This window comes from Thioalkalivibrio sp. ALR17-21 (assembly GCF_000420185.1).
GTDB lineage: Bacteria > Pseudomonadota > Gammaproteobacteria > Ectothiorhodospirales > Ectothiorhodospiraceae > Thioalkalivibrio > Thioalkalivibrio halophilus.
The window spans coordinates 1-21,463 of sequence record NZ_ATUL01000033.1; the positions used below are offsets into that span (position 1 = coordinate 1).

Below are 21,463 nucleotides of genomic sequence, written 5' to 3' on the forward strand. Positions count from 1 at the left end.
TCGCGCTCGAGTCGCTTTTGCGTGCGAACAAGGCGCGGCGACCGCCGTGCAGTCATTCTGCACAAGGGAGCCGCAACGCCGTGCGCGCGCCCGTTTTTGATCAACAACGGGCGGCCGAGCCCCTTCGGGGTTGGCACCCCAGGTTCCCCGATCCTGCGTTGCGGCCCTTGCCGGTAGAACCACTACCGGCTGCGCACCGCGCCTTGTCTCGGAAAACCTGGGGTGCCAACGCGAACGTGTACATTGATCAGTGTTTCCCTAGTGACACCGGTGACACGGAGGTGACGGGCGCGATGTTCGACGCGTGCCGCCGGGTACGGGGCATGTTAAATTAGTCAAAGCTAATACAAGGGCCGGCCCCGGCGTTGCGCGCGGGCCGGCCTTTCTGCAAGAGGTCGGTGCCATGCAGCTTACCCGCCATACGGACTATGCACTGCGCGTGCTTCTGTTCGTGGCCGTGCAGCCCGATGGTGGCCGCACCACGGTCTCGGAGATCAGCGAGCGCTTCGAGGTCCCGCGCAACCACATGGTGAAGATCGTGCACCGCCTGGGGCGGCTCGGCTATCTGGCCAACCGGCGTGGCAAGGGCGGAGGGATCTGGCTGGCGGTGGCGCCCGAGGAGATCAACCTCGGCGAAGTTGTGCGCAACATGGAACCCACGCTGGAAGTGATCGACTGCACCCGGCCATGGTGCCCGGTCGCGCCGGCCTGCCGCCTCAAGCCCCTGCTCGACGAGGCGCGCGACGCCTTCCTCGCCGTGCTCGACCGCTACACCCTCGCCGACATCGTTCGCAACGAAGCCCGTCTGCGCACCCTGCTGCAGATCGAACCGCACGCCCCCGACGCCGGCTGAGCCGACCCGCCCATAAAAAAGGGCCCTCCGGATGGAGGGCCCTCGGGGATCTGCCCGGGGTCGCCGGGCAGCGTGCGGCTTAGTTGGAGAAGTAGCGCACGGTCGGGTCGGCCATGTAGGCGCCCACGTCTTCCGGGTCGGCCGGGGTGACGCCGTCGATCAGGTCTTCTTCGGTGTAGTCGGTGTTGGGCAGGAAGATGGCGCAGGTCTCGACCTTCGCACCGTTGTTGATCAGGTTCATCAGCAGCTGCTGGGCGTTGCGGTCGGCGGGCTGCATGGTCGCGCCGTCAAAGTCGTCGGTCGCCATCTTGGCGGCCGGGCCGCACAGCAGCACGCGCACTTCCTGACCCTGACCCATGGCCTGGTTGCTCAGCACCATCGACATGAACTGGGTGTGGCTGTCACCGGAGGTGACGCTGGAGAACATCTTCGAGGGTTCGTCGGCCTGAACGGCGCTGGCGCCGGCAAAGGTCAGGACAGCGGCGGCTGCAAGGGTCTTCATGGTACGCATGGGGTACGTCTCCCGTTTGGCTGGTATGTAAGCGTTTCCGAATGTAGTCCAATGCTTATATGGAATGCAAATCAGACTGCGTCCAGATGTCGATTGCGTCGCATCGGGTGCTTCGTTGTTCGCGCGGATTCCCGGGGGGTGCGGCACGCGGCTCCTTTCGGGAGGCAGGTCTTTCGCCGGAATCTCACCAGTAGATGCGGGACGGGGAAGGAAGTTCCCGGGCCGGCGGCGGAACCGTGAACCGGCCGATGCTGTCATCCTGTATTCAGAGCGACTGGGGAGGACGTGATGCTGGAGACGCTGGACAGGACGAACCGGCGCGGCGCGCGCGACCGGGCCAGAGGCCCCCGCGGGCGCACCGCGATCATGGGTGCGCTGCTGCTGACGCTGCCGGCCCTTGCCGGTGCGCAGATTGAGACCGCACCGGCCGAGGAGGGCGCCGGCCCGTGGACCGAGGATGCGCCGCCGCTGGTGAAGCTGGAACGCTTCTTCCGTGACCCGGAATACGCCTCCGCGCGGATCTCCCCGGACGGCGATCGTGTCGCCTTCCTGCGACCCTACGAGGGGGCGATGAACATCCATGTGGTGGCGCGGGGCGAGCCGGTCGAGCAGGCTCAGCCGGTCACCACCGAAGAGCGTTCGGTCTCGGGCTTTTTCTGGTCGCGCGACGGCGAGTACCTGCTGTACGCGCGGGACGCCGACGGTGACGAAGACTTCGAGATCCGGGCCCTGCAGGCCCCGGAGACCCCCGACCCGGAGGCCGACGGATATCCCGACTCACGCGCACTGGCCGGAGGTGACGGGGTGCAGGCGCGGATCATCCATGTACCGCGAGAGGCGCCGGAACATCTGTTCGTGGGGCTGAACGAGCGCGATCCCCGGCTGCACGACGTCTACCGCGTCGACATCGCCAGCGGTGAGCGCGAGCGGGTGGTGAAAAACACCGCGGAGATCGAAGGCTGGCATTTCCACGAGGGCGAGCTGCGCAAGGCGACGCGCACCACCGGCGACGGAGGGAGCGAGATCCTGCGCGTCGATGGCGAGGACGACTTCCGGCAGATCTACGCCTGCGAGTTCGGCGAGAGCTGCTCTGTGGCCGGATTTCACAAGGATGGCGCCAGGCTCTATCTGCGCACCAACGCGGGCGAGGATCGCGATCTGAGCGAGCTGGTCCTGTTCGACCCGGATTCCGGCGAGGAGACCCGGGTGCACCGCGACCCGGAAGGCGAAGTCGATCTCGGTCGCGCGCTGTTTTCCGACGAGGACCACCGCCTGCTGGCCACGCAGTACACCGGCGACCGGCAGCGGATCTACGCGCACGACGAGGAATTCGAGCAGGCGCTGGACTGGCTGCGCTCGGAGCTGGGTGACGCGGAGCTGTCGTTCTCCTCGCGAACCCGTGACGAGGACGTGTGGACCGTGGGCGTGCAGCGCGACGTCGATCCCGGCAGTGCCTGGGTGGCGGATCTGCGCGAACGCGAACTCGAACGCCTGTATCGCACCCGGCCGGATCTTCCCGAGGATGTGCTGGCGTACATGGAGCCGATCCGCTACGAGGCCCGTGATGGCACCGAGATCCCGGGCTACCTGACCCTGCCGCGCGGGGCGGAGGCCGAGGACCTGCCCCTGGTGGTGATGCCGCACGGCGGTCCCTGGGTGCGCGACACCTGGGGCTACAGCGGACAGGTGCAGTTCCTCGCCAACCGTGGTTACGCCGTGCTGCAGCCGAATTTCCGCGGTTCCTCCGGTTTTGGCAAGGTGTTTCTCAATGCCGGCAATCAGGAGTGGGGCACCGGCGTGATGCAGCACGACGTGACCGACGGGGTGAAACATCTGATCGACGAGGGCATCGCCGATCCGGATCGGGTGGCGATCTATGGCGGCTCCTACGGGGGGTATGCGGCCCTGGCCGGGCTGACCTGGACCCCGGAGCTCTACGCCGCCGGGGTGTCGATGGTCGGCCCGTCCAGCCTGATTACCCTGATGGAATCCATCCCGCCCTACTGGGAGGCCGGGATCAAGCGCATGCACGGGCGTGTGGGTGACCCGGACGATCCGGAGGACCGCGAGCGGCTGAAGGAGCAGTCGCCGCTGTTCCACGTCGACCGCATCGAGTCGCCGCTGCTGGTGGCCCAGGGGGCCAACGACCCGCGCGTCAAGCAGGCCGAGTCGGACCAGATCGTGGCGGCACTGCGCGACGCCGGGCATCCGGTGGAATACCTGCTGGCGCTGGACGAGGGCCACGGTTTCGTCAACGAGACCAACCGCCTGGCGTTCTTTGCCGGCCTGGAGGGCTTTCTCGCCGAGCATGTCGGCGGGCGTCGGCAGGCGGAATACCCGGAGCCGGTGCAGGAACGCCTGGAGCTGCTGCGTCAGGACATCGATGAGGTCGAGGCCCCGTGAGCGCCGGCGATGGCCGCCGCCCGGGCCTGGGGCCCGAAGATGTCGAGGTCCTCGAGCGCGAGTCGCTGTTCGAGGGCTTCTTCCGTATGGCCCGCTATACGGTGCGCCACCGGCTGTTCGGCGGTGGCTGGAGCCGGCCGCTGACGCGCGAGCGCTTCGAACGCGGACATGCGGCCGTGCTGCTGCCCTATGACCCGGTGGCCGACCGTGTGGTGCTGATCGAGCAGTTCCGCATCGGCGCGCTGGAGAAGCCGGCCGGACCCTGGCTGCTGGAGTTCGTCGCCGGGGTCATCGAACCGGGCGAGGAGCCGGAAGCCGTGGTGCGGCGCGAGGCCTTCGAGGAAGCGGGGGTGAACCCGGCGCGCATCGAGTTCATGCAGGAGGTGTATGTCAGCCCCGGCGGCAATTCCGAGTCGCTGCGGATCTACTGCGGCGAGGTGGACAGCCTCGGCGCCGGGGGCGTGCACGGACTGGATGCCGAAGACGAGGACATCCGGGTGTTCACCGTGCCCTTCGACGAGGCGATGCAGCTGCTGCGCGACGGCCGGATCGACTCGGCGGCTCCGGTGATCGCGCTGCAGTGGCTGGCCCTCAATCGCGAGCGGCTGCGGTGCGAATGGGGAGCGGGTGCCCGGGCGGATGAGCCGCGTCGCTGAAGCCCCCCGGTCCGGACCGGGTTGCGTTGACGCATGGCGGGTGGCTTCCGGATAATTCCCTGCTCGAGACAAGGGCGCAACCGCCGTCCGGGGAGGGTTTGTGGCGCAGGAATACCTGCTCCGCCTGTATGTGACGGGGCAGACGGCCCGGTCCGCACGGGCACTGGCCAATCTGCAGGCCATTTGTGAAGAGGAACTCCAGGGACGCTATCGGATCGAGGTGATCGACGTGCTCGAAAATCCCGAGCGCGGCGAGAACGAGCGCATCGTTGCCACCCCCACCCTGATCCGTGAGCTGCCTCCGCCGATCCGCCGCATCATCGGCGATCTCTCCGACCGCGACGAAGTGCTGCACGGGCTGGAGCTGGTGACGCCCGGGCAGCGGGAGTCCCTGCAATGACCGCAGAAATGGGTGGAGGAATCGACAAGCTGGCCACCGGGATCCCGGGGTTCGACGCGATCGCCCGTGGCGGTCTGCCCGAGGGGCGCACCACGCTGGTTGCCGGTACCCCGGGCAGTGCCAAGACCGTGTTTGCCGGCCAGTTCCTGGCCGCCGGCATCCAGCGCGATGCCACCCCCGGCGTGTTCGTGACCTGCGAGGAGTCGCCCGCGGACCTGCGGCGCAATTTCAGTGCATTCGGCTGGCCGATGGCGGACTGGGAAGCCGACGGTCGCTGGACCTTCGTGGACGTGTCGCCGGATCCGGACGAGGAGACGGTGGAGGCCGGCAGCTACGACCTCGGGGCCCTGGTGGCGCGCATCGAGCATGCGGTGGAGCGCAGCGGGGCCCGCCGTCTGGCGATCGACTCCCTGGGCGCGATGTTCTCGCGCTTCCCCGACACGCGCCAGGTACGCCGTGACCTGTTCCGCATCGCCTCCCGGCTGAAGGCCCTGGGCGTAACGGCGGTCATGACCGCCGAACGCGAGACCGAATACGGCCCCGTGGCCCGTCACGGGGTCGAGGAGTTCGTCGCCGACAACGTGGTGATCCTGCGCAACATCCTGGAGAACGAGACCCGCCGGCGCACGCTGGAGATCCTCAAGTTCCGCGGTACGCAGCACCAGAAGGGCGAGTACCCGTTCACCATCCTGCCGGAGGGCGGGCTGATCGCCATCCCGCTGTCGGCGATGGAGCTGACCCAGCATTCCACCGACGTGCGCACGACCTCCGGCAACGACGAGCTGGACCGGATGTGCGGCGGCGGTTTCTACCGCGACTCGATCGTGCTGGTGTCCGGTGCTACCGGCACCGGCAAGACCCTGATGGCGACGGAGTTCACCGCGGGCGGACTGGCCGCCGGCGAACGCTGCATGCTGTTCGCCTTCGAGGAAAGCCGCGAACAGCTGATGCGCAACGCGCGCGGGTGGGGCGTGGATTATGCCCCGGCGGAGGAGGCCGGGAACCTGGCGATCCGCTGCGACTACCCCGAGGCCGCCGGACTGGAGGACCACCTGGTCCGGATCAAGGAGGAGATCGACCGCTTCCGCCCGGACCGGGTCGCCCTCGACAGCCTGACCGCGCTGGAGCGCGTGGCCAGCCCGCGCGGTTTCCGCGAGTTCGTGATCAGCCTGACCTCGTTCATCAAGGAGCGTCAGATTGCGGGGCTGTTCACCGCCTCCACGCCGTCGCTGATGGGCGGCGCCTCGGTGACCGAGGCGCACATCTCCACCCTGACCGATTCCATCATCGTCCTGCGCTATGTCGAGATGCGCGGGCGGGTCCATCGCGGCCTGGCCGTGCTGAAGATGCGCGGCGCGGGACATGACGCCGGGATCCGGCGTTTCAACATCGACGGTCGCGGGATGCATGTCGGCGAGCGCTTCCGTGGCGTGGAGGGTATCCTCGAAGGCCATCCCGTGCATGTGCAGCAAGGAGACGAGGACACATGATGCCGAATCCGGACCTTTCGATGCCCCCGGCCGCGGTGCCCGGCGCCGTGCTGTGGGCGGGCGACGGGGGCGGCGACTTCGCCGGCGCGGGTCCGTCGGGCGATGGCCTGCGGGCGATCCTCGAGGCCTCCGCCGATGCCATCATCGTGGTGGACTCGGCGGGCGTTCTGCGCTATGCCAACCCGGCCGCCAGCCGGCTGTTCGGGCGCGACCTGCAGGCCCTGAGGGGCACCGGGTTCGGTTTCCCGACGGCTCCCGGACGCACCGAGATCGACGTGCTGCCTCCCGGCGAGGCCCCGCGCGTCGCCGAGATGCACGTGACCGCCCTGAGCTGGGACGGGGAGGACGCCAGCCTGGCGATCCTGCGCGATGTCACCGAGCGCAAGGCCATGGAAGACGAGCTGCGCCTGGCGGCCCAGGTATTCGAGAACGCCTCCGAGGGGCTGCTGATCACCGATGCAGGGCAGCGCGTGCTGAAGGTGAACCCCGCCTTCATGTCCATCACCGGGTACCAGCCCGGAGAGGTGCACGGCCGGCCGATGGGCGAACTGCTGGATTCGGAATACCAGGACCCGGCCCTGCTGGAAACCATCGAGGCCGCGGTGCACAGCGCCGGCCGCTGGGAGGGCGAGCTGGTCAAGCGCCGGCGCGACGGCGGGCCCTGCTACACCTGGACCACGGTGATCGCGGTCCGTGGCGAGATGGGGCAGCCGACCCATTTCATCGTGACCTTCGAGGATATCACCCGCTGGAAGGAGGCCCAGCAGCGCCTGGACCATCTGGCGCACGCCGATCCGCTGACCGATCTGCCGAACCGGACCGCCTTCCATCAGCATCTCGATCTGGCGCTGGGGCAGGCGCGGCGCCACGGCGACATCGTGTCCGTGCTGTTCGTGGACCTGGATCACTTCAAGCCGGTCAACGATGCCCTGGGACATGCGGTGGGCGACGAGATCCTGCAGGCCGTGGCCGCACGCCTGCGCGAGACCGTGCGCGAGAGCGACCTGGTCGCGCGGCTGGGCGGGGACGAGTTCATCGTGCTGGTGCGGGACATCCGGCGCGAGGCCGATGCGGGAATCGTGGCCCAGAAGGTCATCGACGCACTACAGGCTCCGTTTTACGTGCGCGATCACGAGATCCACATCGGGTCCAGCGTGGGCATCGCCATGTATCCGGATGATGGCCACGACTGTGACGGCCTGATCCACCAGGCCGACCAGGCCATGTATCGCGCCAAGGATCGCGGGCGCGGCCTCTTCGCATTCGCGAGCGAAGTCGGAGACAAACCGTCCCCGAAGCCGCCCCGGGGAGAGTCGACCGACTGCGCCTGAGCCCGGCCGCGGGGTTGCGGGATTCCGTCAGGCCGGGCAGGACTCGTCCGGGATCCTGCGCCGGTCGCCTTCATCGTCGCGTGCCTTGGCGGGCGTGCCGACCGTCTCCAGTGGGGTCGCCGAGCGTTCGGTATCGGCGACGGCGGAGCCCGCCCCGGTGATGAACAGGCCCAGTGCGGCCGCACCGGCGACCGTGATGGCGGTGTAGCGGGTGTAGCGATGGTTCATGACGCGCCTCCCGTGTTCCCTGCCCCGGAGATCGCTCGGCGGCGGTGACCCGGCGGCGGGAATGTTGCCTCTCGGTGGGTGACGGCCCGGCGCAGGGTTTATTCCGCCCCGGGTCCCTGCAGCCCGTGCCGGCGCATCTTCTCCCACAGGTTCTTGCGGCTGATGCCCAGGTGCTCCGCGGTCTGCGTGATGCGCCATTCGTGGTGTTCCAGCGCCTGGCGGATGTAGGCGGCCTCCTGCGCCTGTAGGTAGTCGGCCAGCGGAGGGCGGGATGCCGGGTCTGTCGCTGCGGTTGACGGGTCCCCGGAGGGCGGCAGGTGATCGGGGTCGGCCGGGTCGCACAGATCCGCCTCGCCCAGCACCGGGGCCGGGGAAAAGATGGTGGCCCGCTCCAGGCAGTGGCGCAGTTCGCGGACATTGCCCGGCCATTCGTGTTCCAGCATCGCCTGTTCCGCGTCGGCGGCCAGACGTCGGGGTTCGCCTCCTTCCCGGTGGGCCAGGTCCTCCAGGGTCTGGCGGGCCAGCCACAGGATGTCCTCGCGGCGGTCGCGCAGCGGAGGGATGCGCAGGTGCACGACGTTGATGCGGTAGAAGAGGTCCTCGCGGAAATCACCACGATCAACGTACTCGCGCAGGTTGCGATGGGTGGCACAGACCAGCCGCAGGTTCACGTCGAGCGGGTTTTCCGAGCCCAGCGGAGTGACCTGGCGCTCCTGGATGACGCGCAGCAGCTTGGCCTGCATGGCCAGCGACATGTCACCGATTTCGTCGAGGAACAAGGTCCCGCCGTCGGCCTGTTCAAAGACCCCGCGACGCTGGCGCGTCGCTCCGGTGAAGGCCCCCTTCTCGTGGCCGAAGAGTTCGGCCTCCAGGAGATTCTCGGGCAGGGCGGCGCAATTGACGGCCACGAAAGGGGCATCCGGATTCGGCCCCGCGTTGTGCAGGGCATGGGCGACGAATTCCTTGCCCGCACCGGACTCGCCGGTGATCAGCACGGTGGTCGCACGGGCGGCCACGCGTGGCAGCATCGCCGCCATGCGCTGCATCGGCAGTGACTTGCCCAGGGAAAGATCCGCTGCCGCAGAAACGGCATCAGCCGTTTGCATCCGCGGGTCTTCCTCGGCGCACAGTCCGCGGATCTGCCCGATCAGCGCGTCGAGGTCGAAGGGCTTGGTGATGTAGTCGGCCGCCCCCCGCTTGAGCAGGTCCACTGCGGTTTCCACCGCGCCATACCCGGTGATGAACAGGGTTCGCGGGGTCTCCTGGGCGAGGGTCTCCTGGAGTTGCGCAAACAGGGCGTCGCCCGTCAGGTCGGGCAGGCGGATATCGCTCACCATCAGGTGAAAGTGACGGTCGCCTTCGAGTGTCTCCCGGGCCGCGCCGGCGGTCTGGCACCAGGTGACTTCGAAGCCTTCCAGTTCGAAGCGGTCGTACAGCGATTCCCCCATGATGGGATCGTCCTCGACCAGCAGGATGCGGCAGGAAGATGTGGTCATGAGCGTTCCGAACGGTTGTCAGTGGGCGGCAGCGCGGGCTCCAGGGCCTCGGCCCGGGGAAGCCGGACTCGGAATTCGGTCCAGCCGGGCCGACTGTCGACGTCGATCGTCCCCTTGAGCTGGGTGGTGATCTGCCAGGTCATCCAGAGTCCGATGCCGCGTCCCGCGGCGGCTTCGCGCGGTTCGCCCCCCGGCGGGGCATCGGGTTCGAACAGGCGGGCGACCCGGTCTTCCGGGATGTGCTGGCCGGTATTGCCGATCTGCAGTTTCAGGGCATCGTCATCGTACCGGATGCGGCACTCGATCCGCCCGCCGTTTTCCACGGCCTGGGTGGCGTTGAGCAGCAGGTTGATGAGGATCTGCCGCACCAGCGCGGCGGGCAGGGGGATTGTTTCGCGCAGATCGTCATGCCAGTCGAGGCGCGCCTTCCTGCGCTGGATGTTCGGCTGGATCAGCGTGCGCACGTCCTGCAGGTCGGTGGGCGCCAGTGGCTGGCGTTCCGGACGTGCCTCGACCAGCAGCGCGGAGACGGTGTCGCGGATCTGCAGCAGCCCGCGTTCCAGCAGGTCCAGGGTGCGTGCTGTGCGGGCGTCGGTGTCACCGTGGCGTTTCTGCGTGCTGATGGCGTTGAGCATGCCGCCCAGCGGATTGTTGATTTCGTGGGCGATGCCGCCGGTGAGCCGACCGACGGCCGCCAGACGTTCCGAGGCCATGACCTGCTGCTCCAGGAGCTCCTTCTGGCGCAGTTCGGCGAGCATCTCGCGCAGGCGGCGGGAGAGCTGTCCGATCTCGTCGTTCGACTCCTGCAGCCGGCATTCCGGTTCTTCAGGGATGCGGTCACCGACGCGTTTCATGCAGTCGGCGAGGGTGGTCAGCGGGCGGGCCATGCGCCGCCCCCACCACCAGCTCAGTGGCAGGAGGGCCAGCAGGACCAGCAGGGTCACCGTCGCCGCGCGTTCCACCATCCCCACGAAGCGCGGCCAGTGAATGTCCCGCGGATAGCGCAGGATCAGGGTGCCCATCATGACCCCGTCGGCCATGACCGGCTGGAGCATGAAATAGTGTTCTTCCCCGACCAGACGTCGTGGAGCGGGCGGGGTGGCATCCGATGTTTGCGGGCGGCTGAACATGTCCTCGATGGCTTGCGCCACCGGGGTCGGGGATGCGCCGGCCTCCTCCACCGAGGCGAGCATGCGGGTTTCCCCGGGCTGGCTGGAGACGAAGATGCGTTGCCGGTCGTCCACCAGCAACAGCTTGTCCGCGCCGTTGTCGCCCGCGACCAGGGGTGCGCGGATGATCTCGTAGGCGCGCCAGACGTCGTCGTTGCGCATCGGCTCGACCAGGGTCTCGCTCAGTACGCCACCGAGGATCTCGGCATTGTTGAACAGATCCTGGCGGAGCTCGTCATAGACTCGGGTCACGATCGCGCTGGTCAGCGCGATGGCCGTCACCAGCATCAGGGCCGTCGCCCGGGCCGGGATCTTGTAGCGCAGACTGAGGTTGGCCGGCGAGGGCCATTCAGATAGCCATTTCATCGGCGATCCGGCGCACGCTGTCGTAGAGCTCGGGACTCGTGGGGTCGAACCCGTCGAGCCCCAGGGCCGCAAGGATCCCGCGCCCCTCGTCGTGATCGGACATCGAGTCCAGCACCTCGCGACAGTGCCGGGCGTCCTCCTCGGGAAAGGCGTCACGCGCGACGATCGGCGGGAAACCGTGGTAACGCGAGCGCGAGACGATCCGGGTACGCGCGACCACCGCGGGTTCGTGTTGCTTCAGCATGTCCCAGACATAGCCATCCACGGCGGCTCCGTCCACCAGGCGTTCGGCCACGGCCTTGATGGCGTTGCGATGGGTCCACGACATGATCGTACGGGCAAAGTAGCCATCCGGATCCGCGCCGGTGGCGAAGATCGCATGACGGGGAAGGTGGTAGCCGGACAGCGAGTCCGGGTCGCTGTAGGCAAAGAAGCGGCCCTGCAGATCGGTGATGGTGTGGGTGTCCTGATCGGAGTCAGGAACAATCAGGTACGAACGGTAGAGGGGCCGTCCGTCGTAAACCGGGGTGACCAGCAGCCGTAACCGCTCTTCCTCGAGCACATAGGGGTAGCTGCACAGCCAGGCGACGTCGAGGTCACCCAGGCGCAGCAGCTCCATGACCTCGGCATAACTCCCCCGCTGGATAAAGCGCACCGGCCTGAGCAGTCGCTGTTCCAGGAAGTGCCGCCAGCGCCGCAGCAGCGCTTCGCGGTGGTCGAGAAAGACCGGCGTAAGACCGAAACGCAGCACGCGGGTTTCCGGACCGTCGGCCAGCAGCTTTCCGGCCGGCGCCGCCAGCGCCATTCCGAGAAAACCGCGTCGATTCAATATTCCCTCCAGCCGAACTCGCGGCGCGCCCCTTGGGAAACACTATTGATCAGTGTTTCCCCTGGTGAACGTTCGTGAACATTCTGTAACGTGGTGAACAGACTGTACACCGGTAAACGGGGCGGCCGGAACGGTCGTCGGTTCGAGTTTCAGTCCTTGATGGCCAGGACCGTCGCACGGATACGCAGCGGATGGCCGGCCAGCGGGTGGTTGCCGTCGAGCAGTGCGCCGCGCTCGGTCAGTTCCACCACCCGCAGCTGCCATGCACGCCGGCCCGACTCGTCTCCGGTGTACAGTGGCAGTCCGGGTTCCAGGCGTACGTCGGCGGGCAGGTTGTCGCGCACCGCCTCGAAAACCAGTTCCGGACGGCGTTCGCCGAAGGCGCGGGCCGCGGGGATTTCCAGCTCTTCCGGCTGTCCCGTCGCCAGGCCGAGCACGGCTTCGTCGAGCCCCGGCAGCGGGGGTGTTTCGGCCCCGATGCGAAGGCGGATTTCGTGTTCGTCCGCATCCAGTCCGGCAGTATTCAGAGGCAGTTCACCCTCGGGTCGGATACTGTAGCGAAGGTGAACGTGATCACCGTTGCGCACGCAGCGATCGGAGGCTTCGTGATTCGGCGGCATAGGGTGTCCCGTTCAGGAAATAAAAGGGTCAGGGCCCGCACGGGGCGGGCCGCCTGACAAGGCCCACAGGAGGAGCACGCTTCACCGGCTCCGGAAGCAAGACTCGGACCATGTTGAAATACGGCTATTATTCAATGGCTTGGGGTTTTCCTGTCGGCTGTCGATTACCGCGGGGTAACATCGCCCGCGGTTCGATGGCGCCGGAGGTTACACTCCGGTAACGGATTCACCGTACGCCAGGATCCCTTGTCCCTGACAGGCATGAGGGAAGAGACCGGCCCGAACCGGCGTCCTGTCAGGGTGGGGCCCGGACGAACCGGGCTGGACCGAATTCCGCAAAGAACTGGGGAGAACGATTGATGACGATGAACAGATGGCTCGTGACGGGGTGCCTTTCCCTCGCGATGGCCACCACGGCGGCCGCCGGGGTGGAGATCCCGGCGGACAGTGAACGCCTGAGTGATGCGCGCACCTCCGATCTCGAACGGGTGGACGCGCTGCAGCCCGTGCGCGTGGCCGAAGATATCTACGCAATCATTGGTTCCGTGGAGAACCGCACCTACGAGAACGAGGCCCTGAACGTGAATCTGGGCTTCGTGGTCACCGAAGAAGGCGTGGTGCTGATCGATTCCGGCCCCTCCCGGCGTTTCGGCGGGCTTCTGGAAGAGGCGGTGTCCGAAGTGACCGAAAAACCCGTGACGCACGTGATCGGGATCGGCGCCCAGGACCACCGCTGGCTGGCCAATGGCTATTTCGAGGAGCAGGGTGCGGAGCTGATCGCGCTGGAACGGACGGTCGCGACCCGACTGGACTTTGCCGACCGTCATATGGACCGGCTCTCGGGCGTGCTGGATGATCGGTTCGAGGGTAGCGAGCCGGTGGTGACCGATGCGCCGCTGGAAGGCGACCGGCAGGTGCTGGAGATCGGTGGTACCGAATTCCATCTGGAATACTGGGCGGATGCCCACTTCCCGGGTGACGCGGTGCTGTATCTGCCCGCAACCGACGTTCTGTTCTCCGGCGACCTGGTCTACGTCGACCGTATCCTCGGTATCCATCCGTGGAGTGACCCCGTGCAGTGGGTGGAAGCCCTCGATCAGCTGGAAGAGCGCGCCCCGGCCGCCGTGGTACCGGGGCACGGCGACGTGGCCGACATGGCGCGGGTGAAGGCCGACACGATCGATTACATGCGCTACATCACCGAGGGTTCGGCCCGGCACATCGAGGACTGGTCCAGCCTGGACGAAGCCGTGAACGATCTGGCGGATGCTCCGCAGTTCGAACATCTGCTCCATTTTGATCAGTGGCACCGGACGAACGTGAACCGGACGTATCTTTTCATGGAGTGACGGCGGCCCCGCTTCGCCCGACAGAGGCCCCGGTACCGGAAACGGTGCCGGGGCTTTTTTGTGTGCTTTCGTTGAACGCTCCCGGCGTCACCGTGAGGTAACCGGCGTCCGGCCGCTCGTGTACGCCCTCGTCACCGTGCAGTAACGCCGGGCGAAAGGAAAAGATCGCATGGCGCGCCATGGAGGCATTTCGGGAACACGGCATGTCCCTTGCTTCCGATCGGGTGATTGGTGGCCCCCGGGGCCCTGACTTTCCGAGCCGGAGCGTTCATGTCATCAGCCGATACCGCCGAAATCCGGTTTCGCCGGTTGCACCCGGATATCTCCGAACTGGCCTTTCTGGCCGAGGACTGCCTGCCGGCGCGTTCGCCGCTGTCGCGCTGCGATGACTGCGCGCGCGCCTGCCCGGTGGATGTCCTGACGGCGGTCAAGGGGAAGCTGGAGCTGAGCGATGGCTGTCTGCGCTGCGGACGTTGTGCTGCCGCCTGTCCCACCGGTGCCCTGCGCGCGGCGGATTTCCCGCGCACCGAGGCCATGCAGGAGATGCCCCCGGCCCGCGACGAACCCCTGTATGTGGACTGCTGGCGGGTGCCGGAGGAGGTATCTCCGGAAGGGGCCCTGCGCGTGCCCTGTACCGGCGGACTCGACGCGGGGGCGGTGGCCGAGCTGACGAGTCTGCGTGATGGCCCGGTGGTGGTGCTGGATCGTGGCTGGTGCGAACGGTGTCCCGCCGGGGGGTGTGCCCGCCCGGCGCAGACCGCCCTGGAAACCGCGGCCGCGGCCCTCGACGCCGCGGAGGCGATGGAATCGCTGCTGCCGCGGTTCGAGGCGCGCGGGTTGCCGCGCGAACGGGCACGGGGCGACGGCCCGCCGGCGCGTTCGGCCATGACTGCCGTGAGCCGTCGCGGCCTGTTCCGGCGCATGGCCGGGGAGGTCGCCGGAGCGCTGGACGACACACCCATGGAGGCCGAAGGCGAGGGCCCGTCGCGCCCGTTGCGCGATCGCATCCCCGCGCCCCCGCGACAGCGCATGGTGCGCGCGCTCGAGCGTTTCGATGAAACGCTCCCGGCCAGCCAGCGCCCCGGACTGAACGTGGATCAGGACGCCTGCTGTAACCAACGGGTGTGCGCCTCGCTGTGTCCCACCGGGGCGCTGGAGGCCTTCGATGCCGAGGGCGGGAGTGGACTGCACTTCCGTCCGGAGGAGTGCATCGGTTGCGAATTGTGCGTGCGCGTATGTCCCGAGCGCGCGCTCACCTCGTACCCCGAAGGGGGGCAGTCGGGAGAACTGACCCGGCATGCATTCCGCCGTTGTCCGGAATGCCGGAGACCGTTCGCGGGCGGCGAAGGACGTTTCTGTCCGTCCTGCGACAAGAAATACGGCCTGCTCGCGGGGGGTGGTTACGAGCTGCTCTTCGGGCAGGCCCCCGATTCCCGGGCGCCCGATGGCTGCGGTGCCCGGGTACAACAGGCGAGTCGCGATGCGGCCAGCGCCGATGCGAAGACGAGAGGGAGTGAGAGTCCGATATGAAGAATATCCTCGAGAGCATGTTCACGCGGAGGCGGTTTCTGCAGACCTCCGGGGCAACCGGGGCCGCGGCGTTCGGCGCCGCCGGCATGGCCAAGCTGACCGGCTTTTCCGCGGCCGGGGCGGGCGGGGCTGCACCGTCGAATGCGGCCGCGGCCTCCAACGGCAGCTGGAAGGACCTGCAGATGACCAAGAACATCTGCCACCAGTGTCCGGCCCGCTGCGGCATCAATGTCTACACCCATGAAGACCCGTCCACCGGTAATCGGCGGGTGACGAGCATCTACGGCGACCCGGGCAATCCGATCGCCAACGGCAAGCTGTGCCCGAAGGGGCATCTGGGAACGTACTTCCTCTACGACCCGGACCGCTTCAAGCAGCCCATGCGCCGGACCAACCCGAACAAGGGTCGGGACGAGGATCCGGGATGGGAGCCCATCTCCTGGGACGAGGCCTACGACGAGATCGCCGGGCGGATCAACGAACTGCGCGAGAATGGCGAGGCTCACAAGATTGCGCATCTGTACGGTCGCGGCTGGGGGCCCTCGGACGCGGGCCTGTATGGCGACTGGGGCAAGCTGGTGGGCACCCCCAACGCGGCCATTGGTCATGCCTCCATCTGCGCGGAAGGTTCCAAACACGCCAAGGGCGCACTGGAAGGCAACGTGTCGTACAACTCCTACGACTACAAGAACACCAACTACCTGCTGATCTTCGGCGCGGGCTTTCTCGAGGCCTTCCGCCCGTACAACTACCTGATGCAGGTCTGGGGTCACATGCGCACCAAGAGCCCGAAGACCCGGGTCACCACGGTGGACGTGCGCATGAACCCCACCATGGCGGCATCGGACCGCTACCTGATGACCAAACCCGGCACCGACGGGGCCCTGGCCCTGGCCATGGCCCACGTGATCCTCACCGAAGGGCTGTGGGATCGCGAGTTCGTGGGGGACTTCGACGACGGCGAGAACCGCTTCTCCACCGGCTCCACCGTGGACGCGGAGCGCTTCGAGGAGGTCTGGACCCGGGGGCTCGCCGACTGGTGGAACGCCGAGCTCAAGGACCGCACGCCGGAATGGGCGGCCGGGATCACTGGCGTTGACGCGGACGACATCCGCCGGACGGCGGTGGAATTCGGTTCCACGCGCCCGGCCATGGCGATCTTCGAGCGCGGCCCCACCGCGCACACCAACGGGGTCTATAACGGCATGGCGATCCATGCGCTGAACGCGCTGTCGGGCTCGATGTTCGCCGAGGGCGGGCTGTTCTACCAGATGGGCCCGTCCTATGCTTCCGGGCCGGCCGATGCGGACGACTACCGCGACGGGATCTCGCGGACCATGGAAGGCCGCTATCCGCGCATCGACATGGCCGGCACCGAGCGCTGGCCGTTCGCCGGGACCATGATGCAGGAGGTCGCGAAGAACCATAACGCCGGCGACCCCTACAAGCTGAAGATGGCGATGTTCTACACCACCAATCCCATCTGGACCGCACCGGATGCGCCGGAGTGGGAAAAGATGATGAGCGAGATCTTCGTGGTGGACACCTCGCCGTATCCCGGCGAGACCGCGAAGTTCGCCGACATCGTGCTGCCCGAATCGACCTACCTCGAGCGCCTGCAGGACTCGCCGACCTATCCGTTCGAGGGCTGGCCGATGACCGCGCTGCGCGTGCCGGCGGTGGAGCCGATCTACGACACCACCGAGTTCGGCAACATGATGATCGAGATCGGCAAGCGGATTAAGGGGCCCACCAGCGACTACTACCGTCAGGTGGATAACGTCGAGAACCTGCTGAAGCACCTTGCCCGCGGATTCGAGGATGATCCCGGCGACAACGGCGTCGACGGCTGGGAGGCCTGGAAAGAGCAGGGGGTCTGGTACAAGAAGCCCTACCACTGGAAGCAGCACCGTGGCGTGTTCTACGAGTGGGATGGCGAGGGCTACAACATCGAGATGACCGAGGAAGAGGTCAGGGAAAAGCTCATGCCCACCGAATCGGGCAAGTTCGAGTTCGATTCCTCCTACCTGCGCGCTGAGGTCGACTACATCACCCAGCATCTGAACGTGAGCCGGGACCGGGTCGGTTTCCCGCAGTGGCTGGATCCGGAATACACGGGCGGCAATCGGGACCTGCACTTCGTCACGCCCAAGACCCCGATGACCGCCGAGGGTCGCAGCGGGAATATCCCGCAGGCCACGGCCCTGATGCAGCCCAGCGTTGGCGGCAACGATCGCTGTTACGTGGAGATGCACCCGCAGACGGCGCGCGAGCGCGGCATCAAGGACGGCGACCGGGTCCGGATCACGGCGGATCTCGGCAGTATCGAGGCCTACGTGCGCCTGATGCCGCAGAACCGTCCGGACACCATCATCCTGCCCTACGAGCACGGGCACTGGGCCCAGGGGCGCTGGGCCGAGGCCCAGGAGCGTGCCACCGCACCGGGTAACCCCAACGAAATGACCGAAAACGTCTCGGACCCGATCTCGGGCCTGGCGGCCTATTACACCGGCCGGGTCGATGTCGAGCGCGTCTGAGCGCGCGGTCCGGAACGCAAGAGGAGACTAGAGAATGGCGAAATGGGGAATGGTCATTGACCTCGATAAATGTACGGGCTGCCAGGCCTGTACCACGGCCTGTGACATGGAGAACGACACCCTGCCGGGCGAGAGCTGGCAGGACGTTCTGTACTACACCGAAGGGGAGTATCCCAGTGGTCAGATGAAGTGGCTGCCACGGCCCTGCATGCAGTGCGAGGACCCGTCCTGCGTGCATGTCTGCCCGACCCGGGCCACCTACAAGGACCACGATGCGGGCGGCATCGTGTTCATCGACTGGGACAAGTGCATCGGCTGCAAGTACTGCATGATCGCCTGCCCCTACGGCGTGCGGTTCTTCGCGGATGAAAAGCCGCTGGTGGAGCCGGATCTCAAGGAGGTCTTTGCCGGCAGCGGCGGGCAGCTGTGGGATCCGCCGGGGCAGAGCCCGGATACCGACTATCGCCGTGGCATCGGCGTGCAGCCCAAGGGCGTCGTGTCCAAGTGCACCTTCTGCTACCACCGCGTGAAGGAAGCCCCCGAAGGGGTCCCGGACCTCGACGAGGATGATCCCGAGCTGGTCGATTACGTTCCGGCCTGTGTGCGGACCTGCCCGCCCAAGGCCCGGTTCTTCGGCGACCTCGACAATCCCGCCAGCAATGTCAACAAGCTGATCGGGAACAAGAACGGCATTCGCCTGAAGGACCACACCGGCAACCGCCCGCAGGTCTACTACCTCGGCGCCGGCGCGGGCATTCCCGCGTTCCAGCCCAAGTCGTAAGGGAGACGATTCATGACTGCGCAAGACAACCAATCGGGCAATCCGGCGCTGTTCACGCCGATGCTCTACGTCGGAGCGGCGATCGCGATCATCGCGTTCGTCTTTTCCGGCTTCATGCTGATGACCCAGGGTCACGCCGCGTTCAACATGGATGCGAACGTGGCGTGGGGTCTGCCCATTTCCACCTACGTGTACTTCGCCCTGATGTCCTCGGGGCTCACGCTGCTGGCCGCGCTGGCCATGGTGTTCGGGTTCAAGCAGTACTACCCGCTGGTGAAGCGGGCCATCTGGCTGGCGATCATCACCCTGGTCGCCGGGCTTGCGGTGCTGGCCATGGAGATCGGTCACACCTTCCGCATGCTGTGGGCCATCCCGCTGAACCTGCAGGTCGAGTCGGCCATGTTCTGGATGGGCGTGTTCTATCTGGCGGATCTGATCTTCCTGCTGTGGAAGTTCCAGCGCATGGAACGCGGCGACTGGAGCAGCAAGCTCAGCCGTCAGGTCGGAATCGCGGGTTTCATCGCCGTGGTGCTGGCCGCCGGGACGCTGGCGCTGGTGTTCGGCATGATGAGCATGCGTCCGTTCTGGTACGACCCGACCCTGCCGGTGTGGTTCTACGCCACCGCAGCGCTGACCGGTGTCGCCGCGCTGGTGTTCTTCACCTACCTGAGCTACGGCATGAATACCGAACGCATGCCGAAGGCGCTGCGCATGGACATGGAAGGCCCGCTGCCGCGGCTGTTCCTGATCCTGCTGTTCATCACCCTGGTGATGTTCCTGGCGCGTCTGACCACCGGGCTGTATGCCAATGCGACCGAAGTGAACGTCGTGTGGGCGGACTACCTGCTGGCTTCGGGCTGGTTCCATCTCGGCGTGTGGGGCGGCATCCTGCTGCCGTTCGTGCTGTTGCTGGCACGCGGCCTGCGCCAGTCGCCGGCGATCCAGATGCTGGCCGCCGTGCTGGTGCTGGTGGGCATGTTCATCGAGCGCCTGTACTTCGTGGTTGGCGGTCAGGTGGTCCCGCTGTTCAAGGGCACCTGGGAGCGTGACCTGGTGGCCTACGTGCCGTCGCCGACGGAATGGGTGCTGACCGTCATGGGTATCGCCCTGGTCTTCGCCCTGTATGCCCTGGGCGAGCGGCTGTTCAACCTGAGCGACATGCCGCAGGCAGAGCCGGGCGAGGCCGAAGCCGAACCCGAAGCCACGGCCGAAGCACGCTCTTGAGAGGCCGGCCATCCGCGTGAATGTGGCACGGCCACAGGGACGGGCCGGGGTACGCCTCCGGCCCGTTTTTGTATACAAGGAGCGAAAATGAACCTTGAAGCAACGCAAACCGAAACCGATTTCCTGGTCCCCTTCGGCGAGACCCTGCTCTGCCTCGGGCAGGCGTTCCTGACGCCGAAGGAATCCGAGCGGGCGAATGCCCTGCGGGACGACCTGGTTCCGGATCTCGAAGCCCTGCGGCAAGCGACCGGAGTCCCCGCAGCCGGGGCACTGGACGCCCTGGCGTCGGCACTGCGGTCCACCGCGGACGCCGAGGGCGGCCTGCTGCGCGTCTACAGCCGACTGTTCCTGGCTCCTCCGTTTCCGGCTCCTCTGAATGCCGGCATCCAGCTCGACGGGGCCCTGATGGGGCAGAGCACGGTGGAGATGGAACGTTTTTACCAGCGCCACGGCCTGACCCGGGACCGCGAATTCCGCGATCTTCCGGATCACCTGGCCCTGCAACTCCAGTTCGTCGCTTTCCTGCACGCGAAGGCCGCGGAGACGGAGGACCGGGAGGAATGCGCCGCGATCGCCGGTGATGCGCGCTATTTCGTGCGTCAGCTGATGCTGTCGTGGTTCCCCGGATGGCTGGAACAGCTGGACGAGGCGGTAACGCACCTCCCGACCGCGGAAGCCTGGCGCCAGCTGGGGCGGGTGACCCGCGACGTGCTGGAGGCCGACGTGGTCTACCTGGAGGCCCTGGCTCCCGAAGTGCACGCCGAAACCGCCGCCAGGCCGTCGCTGGAAGAGGCACTGGACGCGCGCATGGCGCCCGAGCGCTCGCTGGAGGCCCCGGCCGCCTGCCGGGTGTGCGGCAAGGAATTCGCCATGGGCCGCGACATGGTGTTCATGCTGCAGCAGCTGCAGGCGCGCGGGCTGGAGACCGAACACCTGGAGGCCTGTCCGGATTGTCGTGCCGGCGAGATGGGACTGTCGGAAACCACGGTGGAACTGCCGGCGGCGGTGAGCAAGCATGTCTGACCCGTCCGGGAGCGTAAATCGGGGCCTGGTCGACCGGCACGGGAGGCGCATCGAATACGTACGCGTGTCGGTCACCGACCGCTGCGACCTGCGCTGCTTTTACTGCATGCCGGAGGGCTTTCGCGACTTCGAAGTGCCCGAGCACTGGCTGACCTTCGACGAGATCGAGCGGGTGATGGCGGCCTTCGGGCGCCTTGGCACCCGGCGGGTGCGCCTGACCGGCGGCGAACCGCTGGTGCGTCACGGCCTCCCGGATCTGGCGGCGCGGCTGAACGCCCTGCCGGGCATCGACGACATCTCGCTGTCCACCAATGCGGTGCGTCTGGCGAAGCACGCCGACGCGCTGGCCGCGGGCGGGGTCGGGCGCATCAACGTGAGCCTGGACACCCTGCGCGCGGAGGTCTTCAAGGACGTGACCGGCGGCAAGCTGGAGAAGGTGATCGACGGGCTGATGGCGGCGAAGCGCGCCGGGCTGGACCCGATCAAGATCAACATGGTGGTGATGGGCGGCATCAACGATACTGAGGTCGGCGACATGGTCGACTTCTGCATCGAGCACGGTTTCACCCTGCGTTTCATCGAGACCATGCCGGTGGGCGACACCGGGCGCGCGGCAAACGAAGGCCACTACGTGAACCTGCAGGACGTGCGCCGCGACCTGGAGCAG

The 21,463-nt window shown here is 67.1% G+C and carries 19 protein-coding genes; 13 read left to right on the top strand and 6 right to left on the bottom strand.

What is annotated here, in order from left to right:
* Positions 1 to 403 precede the first annotated feature (403 nt).
* Positions 404 to 853 (top strand): Rrf2 family transcriptional regulator, encoded by a 450-nt coding sequence (locus tag G020_RS0113250; protein WP_019570551.1) that lies wholly within the window; start codon positions 404 to 406, stop codon positions 851 to 853.
* A gap of 79 nt (positions 854 to 932) precedes the next feature.
* Here the strand turns inward: G020_RS0113250 and G020_RS0113255 are convergent, their stop codons facing one another.
* On the bottom strand, positions 933 to 1,364 hold the full coding sequence (locus tag G020_RS0113255) for a DsrE family protein (protein ID WP_019590585.1): 432 nt from the start codon (positions 1,362 to 1,364) through the stop codon (positions 933 to 935).
* 288 nt (positions 1,365 to 1,652) lie between these two features.
* Between G020_RS0113255 and G020_RS0113260 the strand changes: the two genes are divergently transcribed.
* From G020_RS0113260 to G020_RS0113280, 5 genes are all read left to right on the top strand, one after another.
* A complete protein-coding gene (locus G020_RS0113260) occupies positions 1,653 to 3,767 on the top strand; it encodes a S9 family peptidase (protein WP_019590584.1) in 2,115 nt (704 codons plus the stop codon).
* Positions 3,764 to 4,423 carry an ADP-ribose diphosphatase gene (gene nudF, locus G020_RS0113265; RefSeq protein ID WP_019590583.1) on the top strand — a complete coding sequence of 220 codons (660 nt, stop codon included), beginning with the start codon at positions 3,764 to 3,766 and terminating at the stop codon, positions 4,421 to 4,423. The genes G020_RS0113260 and nudF overlap by 4 nt, the downstream gene beginning before the upstream one ends.
* Positions 4,424 to 4,523: 100 nt before the next feature.
* Positions 4,524 to 4,823, top strand: a complete 300-nt coding sequence (locus G020_RS0113270; RefSeq protein WP_018871300.1) for a circadian clock KaiB family protein — start codon at positions 4,524 to 4,526, stop codon at positions 4,821 to 4,823.
* Entirely contained in the window at positions 4,820 to 6,313 is a 1,494-nt protein-coding gene (kaiC, locus tag G020_RS0113275) for a circadian clock protein KaiC (protein WP_019590582.1), read from the top strand. The genes G020_RS0113270 and kaiC overlap by 4 nt, the downstream gene beginning before the upstream one ends.
* Positions 6,310 to 7,644, top strand: coding sequence for a diguanylate cyclase domain-containing protein (locus G020_RS0113280; RefSeq protein ID WP_024329950.1), 1,335 nt, complete (start codon positions 6,310 to 6,312; stop codon positions 7,642 to 7,644). The genes kaiC and G020_RS0113280 overlap by 4 nt, the downstream gene beginning before the upstream one ends.
* A 27-nt stretch (positions 7,645 to 7,671) precedes the next feature.
* Here the strand turns inward: G020_RS0113280 and G020_RS0113285 are convergent, their stop codons facing one another.
* From G020_RS0113285 to G020_RS0113305, 5 genes are all read right to left on the bottom strand, one after another.
* Complete coding sequence (locus G020_RS0113285; protein ID WP_018946181.1) at positions 7,672 to 7,872, bottom strand: hypothetical protein; 201 nt, start codon at positions 7,870 to 7,872, stop codon at positions 7,672 to 7,674.
* Positions 7,873 to 7,970: 98 nt separating this feature from the next.
* Positions 7,971 to 9,368 carry a sigma-54 dependent transcriptional regulator gene (locus G020_RS0113290; RefSeq protein WP_024329951.1) on the bottom strand — a complete coding sequence of 466 codons (1,398 nt, stop codon included), beginning with the start codon at positions 9,366 to 9,368 and terminating at the stop codon, positions 7,971 to 7,973.
* Positions 9,365 to 10,903: a HAMP domain-containing sensor histidine kinase gene (locus G020_RS0113295; protein ID WP_024329952.1), complete on the bottom strand. Its 1,539-nt coding sequence runs from the start codon at positions 10,901 to 10,903 to the stop codon at positions 9,365 to 9,367. Before G020_RS0113295 ends, G020_RS0113290 begins: the two co-directional genes overlap by 4 nt.
* Entirely contained in the window at positions 10,887 to 11,732 is an 846-nt protein-coding gene (locus G020_RS0113300; protein ID WP_026288889.1) for a PhnD/SsuA/transferrin family substrate-binding protein, read from the bottom strand. Before G020_RS0113300 ends, G020_RS0113295 begins: the two co-directional genes overlap by 17 nt.
* A gap of 149 nt (positions 11,733 to 11,881) precedes the next feature.
* Positions 11,882 to 12,352, bottom strand: coding sequence for a peptidylprolyl isomerase (locus G020_RS0113305; RefSeq protein WP_018946177.1), 471 nt, complete (start codon positions 12,350 to 12,352; stop codon positions 11,882 to 11,884).
* A 359-nt stretch (positions 12,353 to 12,711) separates the two neighbouring features.
* Between G020_RS0113305 and G020_RS0113310 the strand changes: the two genes are divergently transcribed.
* From G020_RS0113310 to G020_RS0113340, 7 genes are all read left to right on the top strand, one after another.
* A complete protein-coding gene (locus G020_RS0113310) occupies positions 12,712 to 13,701 on the top strand; it encodes an MBL fold metallo-hydrolase (RefSeq protein ID WP_024329953.1) in 990 nt (329 codons plus the stop codon).
* A gap of 270 nt (positions 13,702 to 13,971) precedes the next feature.
* Positions 13,972 to 15,231, top strand: a complete 1,260-nt coding sequence (locus G020_RS0113315) for a 4Fe-4S binding protein (protein WP_018946175.1) — start codon at positions 13,972 to 13,974, stop codon at positions 15,229 to 15,231.
* Entirely contained in the window at positions 15,228 to 17,768 is a 2,541-nt protein-coding gene (locus G020_RS0113320; protein ID WP_024329954.1) for a molybdopterin-dependent oxidoreductase, read from the top strand. The genes G020_RS0113315 and G020_RS0113320 overlap by 4 nt, the downstream gene beginning before the upstream one ends.
* A 34-nt stretch (positions 17,769 to 17,802) precedes the next feature.
* Positions 17,803 to 18,549: a 4Fe-4S dicluster domain-containing protein gene (locus G020_RS0113325; protein WP_341853163.1), complete on the top strand. Its 747-nt coding sequence runs from the start codon at positions 17,803 to 17,805 to the stop codon at positions 18,547 to 18,549.
* 12 nt (positions 18,550 to 18,561) lie between these two features.
* Positions 18,562 to 19,773, top strand: coding sequence for an NrfD/PsrC family molybdoenzyme membrane anchor subunit (gene nrfD / locus G020_RS0113330; protein ID WP_018946172.1), 1,212 nt, complete (start codon positions 18,562 to 18,564; stop codon positions 19,771 to 19,773).
* A gap of 87 nt (positions 19,774 to 19,860) precedes the next feature.
* On the top strand, positions 19,861 to 20,796 hold the full coding sequence (locus G020_RS0113335) for a molecular chaperone TorD family protein (protein ID WP_024329955.1): 936 nt from the start codon (positions 19,861 to 19,863) through the stop codon (positions 20,794 to 20,796).
* On the top strand, positions 20,789 to 21,463 hold a 675-nt coding region (locus tag G020_RS0113340; protein ID WP_024329956.1), incomplete at its 3' end, for a GTP 3',8-cyclase MoaA. The genes G020_RS0113335 and G020_RS0113340, both read left to right, overlap by 8 nt.